Origin of the sequence: Halalkalibacter krulwichiae, assembly GCF_002109385.1 — a bacterium.
GTDB classification, from domain to species: Bacteria; Bacillota; Bacilli; order Bacillales; family Bacillaceae_D; genus Halalkalibacter; species Halalkalibacter krulwichiae.
The window spans coordinates 3,938,381-3,953,242 of record NZ_CP020814.1; the positions used below are offsets into that span (position 1 = coordinate 3,938,381).

Consider the following 14,862-nt stretch of genomic DNA (forward strand, 5'->3'; position numbering starts at 1 on the left):
GACAATCCCCCCAATTCCTTCAAGTTATACTGTAGTACGACTCTTTTCTTTTTCTCCCATAATGCTCGTACTGTGAAGTGGTTGTACTTTCGCGCTCGGATCAATAAACGCTTTTGCGTTACTAACAGCGGTTGGCGCTTCACCAAAGCCGCTAGCAATGAGCTTCACTTTCCCCTCATATGTGCAAATATCACCTGCAGCATAAATGCCTTCTACATTCGTTTCCATTTTTGAATTAACAACAAGACAATTTTGTTGAATTTCAAGACCCCAATCTTTTATCGGACCAAGCGAAGAAACAAAACCATAATTTACGAGAACATCATCAACTTCAAGTTCTAGTAACTCTCCTGTTTTTGCTTCTGATAGAATCACTTTTTCGATTTGTCTATCACCAACTAATCGCTCTGGTACATATGGAGTTAAAATGTTCACTTTTGACTGCTTTAGCTGATTTACGCTATGTTCATGAGCACGAAACTTATCTCTTCTATGAATAAGGGTGACTTGATCAGCTATTGGCTCTAGCATGAGTGCCCAGTCGACCGCTGAGTCACCTCCACCAAATACAGCCACCCTTCTGCCTGAAAATTGATTTAAATCATTTACGAAATAATGAAGATTGCTTTGCTCAAACTTTTCTTCTTTTTCAAGCTTTAACTTTCTCGGTTGAAAAGCCCCGTTACCTGCCGTAATAATGACAGCTTTGGCATAGTGCGTTTCTTCGTTTGTTTCAATCACAAACGTACCATCAAAATCGCGGTCAACCTTCAACACCGATTGATTCAGGCAAATCGATGCCTCAAACTGCTGGACTTGTTTCATCAACTGATCGATTAGCTCCTGCGCTCTTACCTTTGGAAAGCCTGCAATGTCATAAATGTACTTCTCAGGGTACAAAGCAGATAATTGTCCACCAAGCTGAGGAAGACTTTCAATAACTTTTACAGATGCCTGTCGCATTCCAGCATAAAAAGCTGTAAACAACCCTACTGGTCCTCCTCCGATAATGGTGATGTCATAAACGTTTCTCTTGTTCACCTTAATCCTCCTCACCGCTTACAATATTAGAATTTCTTACTTACTAATTCAGGGATTAGTACAGTGACATGCTTTGCAACCTGTCATTTGTAAGTTTTGCAATTTGCGTGCCAACTTTTAAAATAGTGTAAATACAGTGAAAATTTAATATTCTTATTGGAAACGCTATCAAAACGAGTTATAATCAACTCGAATATTAAGTTTGGCTAGTCAAAATCCACTCAACCAACTTAAAAGGAGGCTTTTTTGACGATGAATCGTACGGAAACAGATAATGTTGAGATGACCTTGCAAACTCTTTTAAAAATTCTCGATCATTCTTCAGATGAGATTTTTGTTCTCGATAGCGAGAAACGAATTATATACGTCAACCAAACATGTGAACGCCATTACGGTTTAAAGCCAAAAGATGTTATCGGCAAATACAATGCAGAGTTATTTGAGAAAGGCTATTGGAAACCGTCTATTGTTCCAGAAGTTTATAGTAGAAAAAAACCATGTTATATGAACATGCAAACATATATCGGGGCAGAATTATTAACGTCAGCAATCCCGATCTTAAATGACAAGGAAGAAATAGAGTTTGTCGTTATCACCTCTACTGAAACTCAGCCTTATAAAATGGTGAAAACAAACGAAGGCAAAAGCGAGTCAAAAACCACTCAAGACGAAATTAAGGAAAGGGGATTTGTCACAAATAGTGGCAAAGTAAATAGAATTTTAACTTTCTGTGAAAAAGTAGCACCGACAGATTCTACTATTTTGATTCAAGGTGAATCTGGGACAGGAAAAGGTATGCTTGCCCATATTATTCACCAGAGCAGCAATCGTCGAAAAGGACCTTTTTTAACGATTAATTGTGCTGCTATTCCTGAAGAACTACTTGAATCAGAGTTGTTTGGTTATTCTAAAGGCGCTTTTACTGGAGCAAGTAAAACAGGGAAAACGGGATTAATTGAAGCTGCAAACGGGGGCACTATATTTCTTGATGAAATTGGAGAGATGCCTCTTTCTCTTCAGGCAAAAATTCTACAAGTCATTCAAGAAAAACAGTTTATTCCAGTTGGTGGCAATACGATGAAAAAGGTTGATATCCGCATTGTCGCCGCAACTAACCAAAACTTATTAGAGATGGTCACTAATAAAAAATTCCGAGAAGACTTATTCTACCGATTAAATGTGATTGATGTTCACCTCCCTCCTCTACGCGAACGTACAGAAGACATCATTCCACTGACATACACCTTCTTAAACAAATTTAATAAAAAGTACCATGAAAACAAGGTCATTTCTCAGGAATGCTTGAACATCCTCATCCATTATTCTTGGCCAGGCAATGTACGGCAGCTCGAGAACTTAATTGAAAGATTGGTGATCATTAGCGAATCCGTTATTCAAGTAAATGATTTGCCGAAACTAATCACAGATAGCGTTGAAGAACTCACGGAACTTGCCCTACCAACATCACTAGATAAAGCGATCGACGAGACGCAACGATTTCTGATAAGAAGGTCCTACCAAACATACAAAACGTCTAGAAAGGTAGCTAAAGATTTAGACATTAGCCAAACAAAAGCTTCAAAACTGATTCGAGAATACTGTGATGATCTTATCAACAACGAACGGTAACAAAAAGAAGGAGTGAAACCATTCATTCACTCCTAGCTTTGTTTCATCTTTCTTTTTAACCCTCATTTTTATAGCTACTCACTGTGTCGGAAGGAGAAAAGACCACTTTATAGATCACTCCTAACTCATTTTTTATCTCTTCAGTTAGAACGATCCCCTCCTGATTATGCTCTATTTCGAGCTTCACTCCGCCTTGAACAACCACGTCGTTCTCCCAGTCATACCAACTACCGTAGTTTGCACTCCAATTCATCAATCTATTTTTTAACCGTTTAGATAGTGGGAGTTCTTCTAAATCAAGATTACAGCCGCAGCTCTCACACCAGAGAGCATCCGCGCCAATCTCCCCTTCTACCTTTAAATTCAATGTTAGTGACTGTCCACACAAACATGACATATTGAATACTCCTTTCCAAAAAATTTAATGATCTGCCCTTCTAGTCTCAGATCATTTTGGATAAATCTCTCTCCAAAACGAACACTATTGTTAGTTCAATAAACTAGGAGGATGTATATGAAAAAAGCACTATCTCTTCTGTTAGCCAGTTCCATGCTGCTTAGCATGGCTGGCTGTAACGCTGATAACCAAACGACAGAACCGCTTGGGCAACCTGAAGCCCAAATGAGTGAACACCGTTACCAGCCACTAAGCCCTACTAATAATCGCAACGAAGAACGTGGAAGACAAGGGCTTTCGGATGAACGCCATGGCCATATAAGTGAACGTCCCGAACCGAACAACCGCGGTCGTAAGAAAGCTCCGATTAATCCACAGTATCGACAAATTCAATTATTAGGGATTAATGATTTACACGGCCAACTCAATGTCACTCGTCAAGTAAATGGAAGGGCTGCCGGCCGCGCTGACTACTTAGCTGCTTACTTAAAAGAACGTGCAAAAAACAATAAGAACACGATCTTCGTCCATGCTGGCGACATGGTTGGTGCGAGTCCACCCGTTTCTGCTTTGCTGAAAGATGAGCCGACGATTGAGTTTTTAAACACAATGAATATGGATGTTGGGACTGTTGGAAATCATGAGTTTGATCAAGGTTTAGATGAACTGCTGCGACTAGCCCATGGAGGCAATCATCCGGATACTGGTGACTTTGAAGGGTCTGATTTCCCATGGCTCGCCGCAAATGTAATCGATGACAGCAGCGGTGAACCAATTCTGCCTCGCTATAAAGTGATCAAACGAAATGGTATCGATATTGGCTTTATTGGAGTTGTGACAACCGATACACCGAATCTCGTCATTCCAAGCGGCGTTCGTGGACTTTCCTTCATCGATGAAGTCGACGCCATTAACGATGCCGTTGATGAGTTAAAGCGTCAAGGTGTCAAATCAATCATTGTTCTTGCTCATAACCCAGGTACTTCAAATGCGAACGGGGATCAAGCGGTAGGCGAACTCGTCGAGATGGCCAATAACGTTGATGATGAAGTCGATATTATCTTTGGCGGGCATAATCATGCTTATATGAATGCAGTCGTTGATGATAAACTCCTTATTCAATCCTATTCGTATGCCACCGCTTTTTCAGATGTCTTAATCGAGGTTGATCCAAGAACGAAAGACATCGTCAACAAAAGCGCTGAAATTGTTACCGTTTTTCAAGACGATATCGAGCCTGATGCTGAGATTTCACGCATGATTGGGCAATACGAAGAAAAAGTCGAACCGATCGTCAACGAAATTGTAGCTTCGACCAATATGAGGCTAACTGGGCAACAAAACGAGAATGGAGAATCGATTTTAGGGAATCTCATTGCCGATTCGCAGCGCGCTGCCATGGATGCTGACTTTGCCTTCATGAACCCAGGTGGGATTCGTGCTGATATTGATGAAGGTGATGTTACTTGGGGCAACCTCTATGTTGTTCAACCGTTTAATAATACATTAGTGAAAATGAATTTGAGCGGCGAGCAAATTCGTCAAGCACTTAACCAGCAATGGCAACCGAACGCTACAAGAATGCTGCAAATTTCAGGCCTCTATTATACGTGGGATGCCAACCAAGCACCCGGTGAAAAAGTCCTTAACATTCAGCTTCCAGACGGAACCGACTTAGATCCAAATGAGACCTATAGTGTTGTTGTGAACAGCTTCCTAGCTGATGGCGGCGATAGTTTCACCGCGTTCCGTGATGGAACCGATCGTGAAACAGGACCTGTAGATCTTGATGCTTTGGTTGACTTTATTAAAACACTGCCACAACCATTTAGTTACGAAATTCAAGATCGCATTCAAAAAGTACAGTATTAACGACAAGTTGCCCCAATTTGGCCGTCAAGTCTGCCAAATTGGGGCTTTTTATAAATCATTAAGCAGCTTCTACTCCTCTTTTTTCTTTTAGAAAATGAGCAAATACAAAACGCACAAATGGGCCAACAACCAAAAGTTGCAGCGGATACGCAATCATAAAATTTTTAGCATATACGATCAAATAACTAAGTAGTAGCGATTCAGAAGGCAAGCTATTGTTTACAAAAGCCGAGCCAACCCCGTAAATAGACATACATAGAATCATCCCGATGACCATACATGTTGAATTAACAAAAATAACATGATTCTTTTTTGATTTATCGTATGGCAGCATCATCGCGACTTTTCTAGCAATCGGGCTAATGAAGAACATAAAAAACGTAAAAGCAATGATAAAAACAAGTGCGAATTGCATGACCATTTCCTTAAACGTCATGATGCCCACTAACCCATTCATATACAAATTACTAAATGTCAGGACCAAGACCATCAAAAAGACCATCAAAAAACCATAAAAGAATTTTTCTTTCCTTGTTGTTGGCATCTTCCTCATCCTTTTCTTACGTTCTTGTATTCTTTTTCTCCAATGAAAGAATTAAGCGAATCAACCAATACAAAATAATCCAAGGCAAAATAAATTTCGTTGCCCATTCAATCATACCAAGGAAAAAGTAAATCGAGTAACCAAAGAAATTTGAAATTAAAATAATACCAAGAATGACAGGAGCTAACAATCCAAGTAAGTAACTCATTTTCATAGCTCCACCTCCTCTACTCTCCAACTACTTTTCCAAATTATAACATCTGCTTCTTGCTATTAGAACCTCCTACTATTCTATTTTCTAAAAAAAAGATTTTTTAAAATGCAGTTGACTTTTGATAATGATAATTGTTATCATCTATTTGCGGTTAACAAAATCACCCAATAGTTAAGGCGCCTTATTTTTTTCTTCACCAATGATAATCAATATCATTGAGAATGGCCGTATTTACATATAAAAAGGAGTAGAGCACAAAATGAAAAAGAATAGTTTGTTCGTTTTAATGATTAGTTTGTTATTGCTTTTCCTAGCAGCTTGCGGTACATCTGAGGATACGACTGCAAGTCCTGAAGCGGATGCAGCGGAAGAGGTTGAAGAGGAAACGAGCATTACCGTAACCCACCATCTTGGTGAAACAGTTGTCGAGAAAAACCCTGAAACAGTAATTGTCTTTGATTACGGCACGTTAGAAACATTAGACCAATTAAATGTAAAAGTGGCTGGTGTCGCAAAAGGAAGTCCACTGCCCCATTACCTTTCTGAATATGAAGGTGACGAGTATGAAAACGTTGGAAGTCTAAAAGAGCCTGACTTTGAGAAAATCTATGGGATGGATCCAGATTTAATTTTAATCTCAGGTAGACAAACCGATGCATATGATGAATTAAGCGAAATTGCCCCTACTATTTTCGTAGGTGTTGATACAACGAATTACATGGAATCATTCACTGAAAATGTAACGTTATTAGGCGAGATTTTTGGAAAAGAAGAAATCGTTGAAGAGAAGTTAGCCGCTATTAACGAATCGATTGACACTTTATATGACACGGCTTCAGCTGATGATAAAACGGGATTAATCATCCTAACAAACGAAGGAAGTTTCAGCGCATATGGTGAAGCTTCACGTTTCGGTATTATCCATGATGTCTTTGGTGTGAAGGCGGCCGATGAAAATATCGAATTATCAACTCACGGAATGAACGTATCAATAGAATACATTGCAGAACAAGATCCAGATTATTTATTCGTAATCGATCGTAACCAAGCGATTGGTGAGAAAACAGAAGCAGACGTATTCAATAATGAAGTAATTCAAGGAACAAAAGCTGCTCAAAACGACAACATTGTTTACTTAGATCCAACTGTTTGGTATCTATCAGGTGGCGGTTTAATTTCTGTTGAAGAAATGGTAAAAGAAATTACAGAAGGTATTCAATAAGTAGTGGTCCCTTTCCCCCTAAAGGGTTCACTTTATAGAAGTAACTCCTGATGTCTTATGACATTAGCGAGTTGCTTTTTTTCCTTAACCCATCTTATTCTCATTCCTCCCCTCCATTATTTTGATCACTCAGTACTTTTTTTAATAACTGTATTTCTTCAATATATAATGCCCGATTTAGCTTTTGTTCAAAAGTTAGCACAAGTTGTTCAAAATAAATGTTTTCTGTCATGTCTTTCACCTCACGGGCAAGTATAAAACATTTACGGCTCTATTCCTTATGATTTGTTAGATAACCTCCTTATTTTTTTATAAGAAAACTGATCCCCTTTTCAAAACTACACGTGTAGCAGGGGATCAGCACTCTGTTTCCTAGATCTTCTTGTAACTATCATGTTTGACTACAGTTCGAAGGCTTGTTCCATCCTTTTGCTTAATCGTATCAAAGCAGACAGCAATCGTGTTATTGTAAATATTAATAACACTTGCCTTCTCACCTTTATACTCACCTTTTGTCACTTGAATTCGATCATCAACCTCAACATCAATTAGTGATTTTTCTTCTACATCTGACATCAAGATCCCCCTCTTGAACAATTCGCTTACCTTATAAGCTTCTCAATTATAACCTATTTTTATGAATGGAAAAGAGGGGAAGAATTTACTGTGGATAATGAGAGTAGGAAAAGGTCATCCTATATACTGGTATCGTAAAAAGACCAAGCGCTATACTAAGCACTTGGTCCACCTTTACGCAGCTCGTTCATTTAGTTTCTTTTTCGTTTTCATTTGATGCCAGATTGTTCCGAACAAAAAACCAATAATCGCTGGCAACAGCCAGGAGAAACCACTTGTACTTAATGGTATTTGGGAGATGATGCTCATCGTTCCTGGTATTTCAAGACCGATCACCCCTAGCGTTTCTGTTAAGCTGACAATAAATGTGAACAAAATAGCACCGCGGTATGAACCTGCATTCGGAATAATGGCACGGCACACACCAAGAAGCACTAATACAATGGCAACTGGATACAGTGCAAGGAAGATTGGCATTGTGTATTGTATAATCGCACCGACACCAAGTGACCCCATTGCAGCTCCCGTTAAACAAACAATGAACACCCACGAACGATACGCTAATGTCCCTTTCGTTAAACTACTTAAAAATTGAGAGATAACCGCAACAACCCCGATGGCTGAAGTTAAACAAGCGAGTCCTACAGTTAATGCAAGTGCCAATACCCCAAAGTTTCCTAACACAACGTTGACAAGCTCTGAGACCAAAGCTGTATCACTAATGCCAGAAGGAAAAACACGATTGCCTGCCGCACCTAAGTACAGCAATCCTCCATATACAATCAATAGGCCAACTCCAGCAATTGCTGTAGCTGAAATAGCTATCGTACGTATTTGTTTTCCTTTGTAACCGAGTACGGCAATCGCAGCAATAAAGATTGGCGCAACAAATATCCCCGTAATGACATCACCTGTTTGATAAGCGCTAATAAAAGCATTGGAAAAGGCATTTTCAACTTCTGTTTGGGCTGGTGTGCCAACCGGTGAGAAGATCCCTTTCCCAACAATGATTAAAAGAATCATGACTAAAGCAGGAGTCAAAAGCTTTCCGATTCGTTCAATGACATTAGACTGATCCATCGCAAAAATGTAGCAAATCGCAAAGAAAACGATAACGGTTACAAATGACGGAACGCCTGGCATTAACGGTTCTACCCCTAATTCATGAGTCGTTGCGGCCATTCGCGGAACCGTTACTAACATGCCGATTCCAACCATTAATAACAAATTAAAGAGAATATGAAACCAAGAACTGATCGGCTTTGTTAATTCCTCAAACTTACCACCAGCATTCAAGATCGCAAGCACAGCTAACAAAGGTAAAACGATCCCTGTCATTGAAAAGCCAAGTAAAGCAGCGCCCCAACTCGTCCCAGACTCCACTCCAATCGTCGGAGGAAAAATCAGATTACCCGCTCCAAAAAACATCGCAAACAAAGCAAAACCAATGATAAAGGTATTCGTTAATGTTTTACTCATCGTACCACTCCCCTTATGAACATTCGGTTACTACCAAACAGTAACTACATAATAGGCTTTGCAAGAATAATGCCACCTTTAAGAATTTTATGAAAGATGACTCTTCTCAAGCGTGAAAGCCTTATCAAAAGAGAAAGTTAATAATGTTCAAATAAAATTAATAATATAAAAATTAGACAAAACTTTTTTACCTTACAGTAAAAATTTTCTACCCCCTTCCATTCTAACGAGCTTGTACCTTCATTCACACAAAAACGCTCGTACATTTGATTGCTATGTGCAGATCGAATGTACGAGCGTTTCTAACCTTTTTCCCCTATTCAGCAACAATTCCCTTATCGATATTCTCTCGATCTACTGTCGCTGTTTGTTCGCCAACATTGAACGTAATCCACTCAGCCTTCTCTGCAAAGGCAAACAAAAAAACCGCATTGGATTTCACCACGTCTTCAAGCGTCGTTGATTTGTCTATCTCTTTATACGTGATGGTGATTCCATACGGTGCTTCCGTGTGAAGATCTACCCTCTCTAAATTCTCCCCATTTGGCAACTCGGAAATGACACTGCCAATCGCACTAGTATCTTCGTTATTAGAAGGTTTGAATAGAAACCCTCCTTCAGCTCCGCTTGTCGTTGAACTACAACCTACTAGCAACAGCACCGCAAGTAATGTAAAAAGATGATATTTCAACCTGCCGTACATGCATGATTCCCCTTTTTCCCCGTTTTTTCATTCTTAAAAAAGTTAACAATCCTTTAATATTTTTCCTAATTGTTTCATTTTATCACAAATTTTCAGGTCGTCTAGACAGAAAAGAACCGAGCGCAAGCACTCGGTTCTAACGACTATTTATTGTCTTTCTAGCAACGTTGGAAAACTCGTAAGCTCCACTTCTGCGTTTCCGACTAAGGCAGAAATCGTTACATACCCTTTATCGAAAATCACTGCTTCTTCGTCTTTTGTTTCATCCGTTGCTTCTTTTTCAAGCTCAGTTTTAATGGAAATGGTTGTATCTTTCCCTTTATTTTTCGCTACTTTTCCTAATTCAAAGTCAGTTAGCGGGAAGGAGTAAGATTCAGCTCCGAAATCAACAGTCAGCCTCGCATCAGCATGCGTAGCTTGAAGTTGTTCAAGTGTACTCGCGAAAAGCTGTATTTCTACGATTTCTTGACCTGCCCGGTCAAGTGCAATCGTAACGTTGTCAATCCGTTCATTAGATGCTGCTTCTTTAAGCGCATCTTTGTTTACAATGGCTTTCACTTGATTCGCCTCTTTCGCAACTTTTACATCGCTTGCCTTGACTTGAACTTCTTTTCCTTTCGCTTTCCCTTGACCTTTATACTTCTTTTCTACTTCTGAACTCGCAGATTGATAGATACTGTTAGCAAGAAAACGATAGCTATGATCTGTGTGAGCTCGGAAAGCTAGAGCATTCGCAAATAACGTAATCGTTGTTTGATCCAACTCTTGAGTAAAGGCTAATGTTTGCCCTTGTGCTTGTTCATTTCCAGGCCACCATCCTGCTAGATAGAAATCATCACGATCACTAAAGGTCGCTAACACGTCTGCTCCCTCAGGAACTTCAGAAATCCAAGCTCCTGTTGTCACATATAATTGTTCCTCAGCTTCATACCCAGATGTTAAAAGGTGATCAGCGACATTTGCTTGTACGAGACCTTCATGATTTGTTCTTGTAAGTCCAAATGAGAAGCCGGGTAATAGGCCACTATTTTTTACATGACTTAAAGGAGTTGCACCAAAACCAATAAAAGTCTTCCCTTTAATATGATCTTTATTAAATGTTCCCCCGTCACTTACAATGACATCGGCATCGGCTTGTCCAACAAGTTCAAAGCCTAATTCATTCAATGTGTTTTTCAATTGAGCTGATCCTGTTACGGCTACTTTCGGCTCTCTCAGCTCGTTTGTTTTGATATTCTGACCATTGCCTAGTGGCAACGTCTCAAAATAATAGTGATCGACATATGGACGAATGTCGTTTGTTGCAACGATATAGTCCCCTTTTTCAACACGAGCCGTCGTTTCCATGGCTACTTCAACCTTTTTACCATTAGCAAGCAATTCATTTACGAGCTTAATCGTGTCGGTGTTCGTATTTTTCACGACTTGCTTCGGCGTATTTCCAGTAATTGTCGCAGATGGCCCGGTCACGCTTTCTACTTCAACGGTGTTCGTTGCAAAAGCTCCTGCTTCGCGAATTTGATCGATATCAAATCCTCTTAACGCTGGGAAGTTAACAACAATTGGATCATACATCGCATTCCAATCAGAAACATCATCTCCGTTATAAAGGACGGCATTCGCTAATCCACGCTTTGCTTGATTCATTGGAACGACAAACGTCCCTTCTGGATACATCGTGTTATTAACTTTGATCTTTTTCGTTGTTTGCTCGACTTTTACCCCGTTTCGAAGCAAATAATCAACCATTTTATATGCTTCTAACGTGTTCTTTTGCATTTCCTGATTCGCTGGAATCACATAATAATCCGGGAAGAAGTTGTCATGCTCGCCTCTCACACGACCAATTGACTCACCGTTCGCATTGACATAATACTCATCAACGGCACGGTTGTCTTCTCCATTAACCCCACGCTTAAAAACCTTCAATTGGTTCGCATACAACTCATCTTTGTTTTCAATCACAAACGCTGTCGCTCCTAATCCAGTCCCGACCATTGCATAATAGGAATCCTGGCTTAACTCCGGAACCTCAATCGTATGACCAAGGGAACCGTGCAACATCGAAAAGACAGCCGTATAAGCCGGCGTCATATCATCCCAGCCATCTTCCCAATCTAATTTCGGGATAAAATAAGATTCGAGCGACGACTGACCAACCCCTGCTTGTCCCATTGCATGTGCTTGATTGATCATATTTTGATTCAATAGATCATACTCGAAGTTCGGATTATGCGGAGGCGTCGTTGGCTCAATCAAAAAGCCATTTACATACCCATGCATATCTAAAAACGAAAGCGGCGTCCACTTCGCAATCAGCTCATTTACTTGTTGTGTTTCTGGTTGTGTTTGATAAGCATTGTCTCGATTTAAATCAAAACCATTCGCATTGGCTCTCGTATTTGCAACTCGTCCATCAGGGTTGCTTGTGAACATATAGAGAAAAATGACATCATCGAGAACATCATCAATATGTAACGTAATGGCCTCTTCGCCATCTTCTGTCACGCTCGTAAATTTCACCTCCTCTTCTAACGCAAACGTTTCGAAAAGCTCAATTTGAGCATCAACACCCTCAACTTCATCTGGGTGAATATTATTAAACCATACCGGAATTTGATAATCGCCGATTGTGCCGTTCTCGACCTTCTCTAGTAAACTAGCAGGATCTTCTAACGCTGTCGGCAACGTCTCATTTAAATACTTATCTACCGCTTCTTGATCTCTCGCTAAAATAACGAAATGAATATCTCGCCCTTCAACAGACGTACCAGCTTTTTGATACTCCAGGTAACGGTTGTTATCGTCATCCTCATCAGCTGCTAGAAATACTTTATCAATTGCTGGCTTTAATTCTTCATATGATAGAAACTCATCATACACATTCAACTTCACATCCGTTGCTGCCTTAGAACCTGTCTCTTTATTCAATAGAGCCAATTCATACTCTCCAATTAGGGACGGATATTGAACACGAATCGTTCGATTTGATAGATTCGTAGTGTTAAAAGGCAAACCAAACTCTAACGTTGCTTGAACGATTGTCGTCCCATCTACAAAATGTGGTTCTTCTACAACCGTAATAAACGGTTCGCCATTAAAATTTGTGCCCCCACTCCACTTCTTCCATTCAGAAAGACTCTTCCCTCCAAATGTCCAATCTAGCTGACTCAGGTCAATCTCCTCATCAAAATCAGCCCGCACATCAACCATGCGCACTTCGGTCATTGAAAACAACGACCTGCTCACCTCTAGCTCAACTTCCTCTGCCGTTTCCACACTAGCACTAGCTAAAACAGGAGAAGAAGTTGGGGCAATCACTGACAGCAACATTACAAATGCTGCAAAAACCGATAACCACTTCTTCATCTTTACTATCATCCTTTCAAGCGTTTTCCACAAAATAACATTACCAGATTATTTCGGAGATTGAAAGAATAAATATACACTTTTGTTTCTTTTTATACCTTTTGTTATTCTGATTCTACTTCTCTAAATAAACAGATAGTTCATAAGTCACCTTGAGAAAGCTATGGTATTTTCTTTAAAAGAGGAATAAAGAACTGGATATATATTCATAGGAGGTAGTCTCGTCACGGAACAAAAAAGCCCGCGATCTTCGTAACGGGGCCGGTTCTGTATGACATTTCATCTGCTGCTTTGTCTCTTCTTGTCCTTTAGACGCTTCCTCTTGGACACTTCTCTCTCCACTTCCTCTCTTTTTGTCCTTTAGACGCTTCCTCTTGGACACTTTCCTCTCCACTTCCTCTCTTTTTGTCCTTTAGACGCTTTCTCTTGGACACTTTCCTCTCCACTTGCTCTCTTTTTGTCCTTTAGACGCTTCCTCTTGGACACTTTCCTCTCTTCTTGCTCTCTTCTTGTCCTTTAGACGCTTTCTCTTGGACACTTTCCTCTCTTCTTGCTCTCTTCTTGTCCTTTAGACGCTTCCTCTTGGACACTTCTCTCTCTTCTTGCTCTCTTCTTGTCCTTTAGACGCTTCCTCTTGGACACTTCTCTCTCCACTTCCTCTCTTTTTGTCCTTTAGACGCTTTCTCTAGGACACTTTCCTCTCTTCTTGCTCTCTTCTTGTCCTTTAGACGCTTCCTCTTGGACACTTCTCTCTCTTCTTGCTCCCTTCTTGTCCTTTAGACGCTTCCTCTGGGACACTTCTCTCTCCACTTCCTCTCTTTTTGTCCTTTAGACGCTTTCTCTGGGACACTTCTCTCTCCACTTCCTCTCTTCTTGTCCTTTAGACGCTTCCTCTGGGACACTTCTCTCTCCACTTCCTCTCTTTTTGTCCTTTAGACGCTTCCTCTTGGACACTTCTCTCTCCACTTCCTCTCTTTTTGTCCTTTAGACGCTTTCTCTTGGACACTTTCCTCTCCACTTGCTCTCTTTTTGTCCTTTAGACGCTTCCTCTTGGTCACTTTCCTCTCTTCTTGCTCTCTTCTTGTCCTTTAGACGCTTTCTCTGGGACACTTCTCTCTCCACTTCCTCTCTTTTTGTCCTTTAGACGCTTTCTCTAGGACACTTTCCTCTCTTCTTGCTCTCTTCTTGTCCTTTAGACGCTTCCTCTTGGACACTTCTCTCTCTTCTTGCTCTCTTCTTGTCCTTTAGACGCTTCCTCTTGGACACTTCTCTCTCCACTTCCTCTCTTTTTGTCCTTTAGACGCTTCCTAAATCAATGAAAAAAGGGAGTCCCATTCCTATACGAATGAAACTCCCTTTTGCGTCTTATCCTTCTGTACTGAAACCTGACTTTCCTATAAGACTTTATTCCTCATTATGATGTTTGCCGTGTTTGCGGTCCCAAGTCGGAATGAATCCATTTTCCTCTAATTTTTTATAATGCTTGTCCATGTGCGCAATGATTTTTTGCGCTTTTTCTTCTGTGAAAACGCCGTACTCTACGTATTTGTTAAGAATCACTTTCTTTTGCTCAAGCATTTGTGTTTGCAAAGCAGCCATCTCTGTTTTTTGTTCTTCCGTTAATGTTACCTCTGCTTCTGGCTTTCCTTCTGCTCCTACACCACCTGGCAAGAAAACAAGTGCGATGACTACTGCCGCAAGCAAACCTGATAATTTTTTTCTCATAACCAATCAACTCCTTTTAAAGTATGTAAGGTTATGATGTGTAACTTACCCAAAATTATCCTTTTACAATAAAATTCTTTCTCATTTCATC

Annotated in this window: 13 protein-coding genes; 3 read left to right on the forward strand and 10 right to left on the reverse strand. The window is 40.2% G+C overall.

Going from position 1 to position 14,862, the window contains the following annotated elements:
- Positions 1-24: 24 nt before the first annotated feature.
- Entirely contained in the window at positions 25-1,041 is a 1,017-nt protein-coding gene (locus BkAM31D_RS19895) for an NAD(P)/FAD-dependent oxidoreductase (protein ID WP_066158315.1), read from the reverse strand.
- A 252-nt stretch (positions 1,042-1,293) separates the two neighbouring features.
- Between BkAM31D_RS19895 and BkAM31D_RS19900 the strand changes: the two genes are divergently transcribed.
- A complete protein-coding gene (locus BkAM31D_RS19900; RefSeq protein ID WP_066158317.1) occupies positions 1,294-2,670 on the forward strand; it encodes a sigma-54 interaction domain-containing protein in 1,377 nt (458 codons plus the stop codon).
- 55 nt (positions 2,671-2,725) lie between these two features.
- Here BkAM31D_RS19900 and BkAM31D_RS19905 read toward each other — a convergent pair whose 3' ends face one another.
- Entirely contained in the window at positions 2,726-3,067 is a 342-nt protein-coding gene (locus tag BkAM31D_RS19905) for an immunity protein CdiI family protein (protein ID WP_066158319.1), read from the reverse strand.
- Between the two features lie 117 nt (positions 3,068-3,184).
- Here BkAM31D_RS19905 and BkAM31D_RS19910 point away from each other — a divergent pair, with 117 nt between their 5' ends.
- Positions 3,185-4,939 carry a bifunctional metallophosphatase/5'-nucleotidase gene (locus tag BkAM31D_RS19910; RefSeq protein WP_235820532.1) on the forward strand — a complete coding sequence of 585 codons (1,755 nt, stop codon included), beginning with the start codon at positions 3,185-3,187 and terminating at the stop codon, positions 4,937-4,939.
- A 58-nt stretch (positions 4,940-4,997) separates the two neighbouring features.
- Here BkAM31D_RS19910 and BkAM31D_RS19915 read toward each other — a convergent pair whose 3' ends face one another.
- Both BkAM31D_RS19915 and BkAM31D_RS19920 read right to left on the reverse strand, forming a co-directional pair.
- Positions 4,998-5,483: a DUF2798 domain-containing protein gene (locus tag BkAM31D_RS19915; RefSeq protein WP_066158320.1), complete on the reverse strand. Its 486-nt coding sequence runs from the start codon at positions 5,481-5,483 to the stop codon at positions 4,998-5,000.
- A gap of 16 nt (positions 5,484-5,499) precedes the next feature.
- Positions 5,500-5,697: a hypothetical protein gene (locus BkAM31D_RS19920; protein ID WP_066158322.1), complete on the reverse strand. Its 198-nt coding sequence runs from the start codon at positions 5,695-5,697 to the stop codon at positions 5,500-5,502.
- 259 nt (positions 5,698-5,956) lie between these two features.
- Here BkAM31D_RS19920 and BkAM31D_RS19925 point away from each other — a divergent pair, with 259 nt between their 5' ends.
- Positions 5,957-6,919, forward strand: a complete 963-nt coding sequence (locus tag BkAM31D_RS19925; protein ID WP_066158324.1) for a siderophore ABC transporter substrate-binding protein — start codon at positions 5,957-5,959, stop codon at positions 6,917-6,919.
- A gap of 100 nt (positions 6,920-7,019) precedes the next feature.
- Here BkAM31D_RS19925 and BkAM31D_RS24555 read toward each other — a convergent pair whose 3' ends face one another.
- From BkAM31D_RS24555 to BkAM31D_RS19950, 6 genes are all read right to left on the reverse strand, one after another.
- The gene (locus BkAM31D_RS24555; protein ID WP_257391604.1) at positions 7,020-7,151 is read right to left on the reverse strand and encodes a hypothetical protein; all 132 of its coding nucleotides are present in this window, start codon (positions 7,149-7,151) and stop codon (positions 7,020-7,022) included.
- Positions 7,152-7,291: 140 nt separating this feature from the next.
- Complete coding sequence (locus BkAM31D_RS19930) at positions 7,292-7,495, reverse strand: hypothetical protein (RefSeq protein ID WP_066158326.1); 204 nt, start codon at positions 7,493-7,495, stop codon at positions 7,292-7,294.
- A gap of 174 nt (positions 7,496-7,669) precedes the next feature.
- Positions 7,670-8,974 (reverse strand): branched-chain amino acid transport system II carrier protein, encoded by a 1,305-nt coding sequence (brnQ, locus tag BkAM31D_RS19935; RefSeq protein ID WP_084372405.1) that lies wholly within the window; start codon positions 8,972-8,974, stop codon positions 7,670-7,672.
- A gap of 316 nt (positions 8,975-9,290) precedes the next feature.
- On the reverse strand, positions 9,291-9,677 hold the full coding sequence (locus BkAM31D_RS19940) for a DUF4825 domain-containing protein (RefSeq protein WP_066158328.1): 387 nt from the start codon (positions 9,675-9,677) through the stop codon (positions 9,291-9,293).
- Positions 9,678-9,824: 147 nt separating this feature from the next.
- The gene (locus BkAM31D_RS19945; RefSeq protein WP_235820533.1) at positions 9,825-13,046 is read right to left on the reverse strand and encodes a M14 family metallopeptidase; all 3,222 of its coding nucleotides are present in this window, start codon (positions 13,044-13,046) and stop codon (positions 9,825-9,827) included.
- A 1,404-nt stretch (positions 13,047-14,450) separates the two neighbouring features.
- On the reverse strand, positions 14,451-14,771 hold the full coding sequence (locus BkAM31D_RS19950; protein ID WP_066156961.1) for a YckD family protein: 321 nt from the start codon (positions 14,769-14,771) through the stop codon (positions 14,451-14,453).
- Positions 14,772-14,862 lie beyond the last annotated feature (91 nt).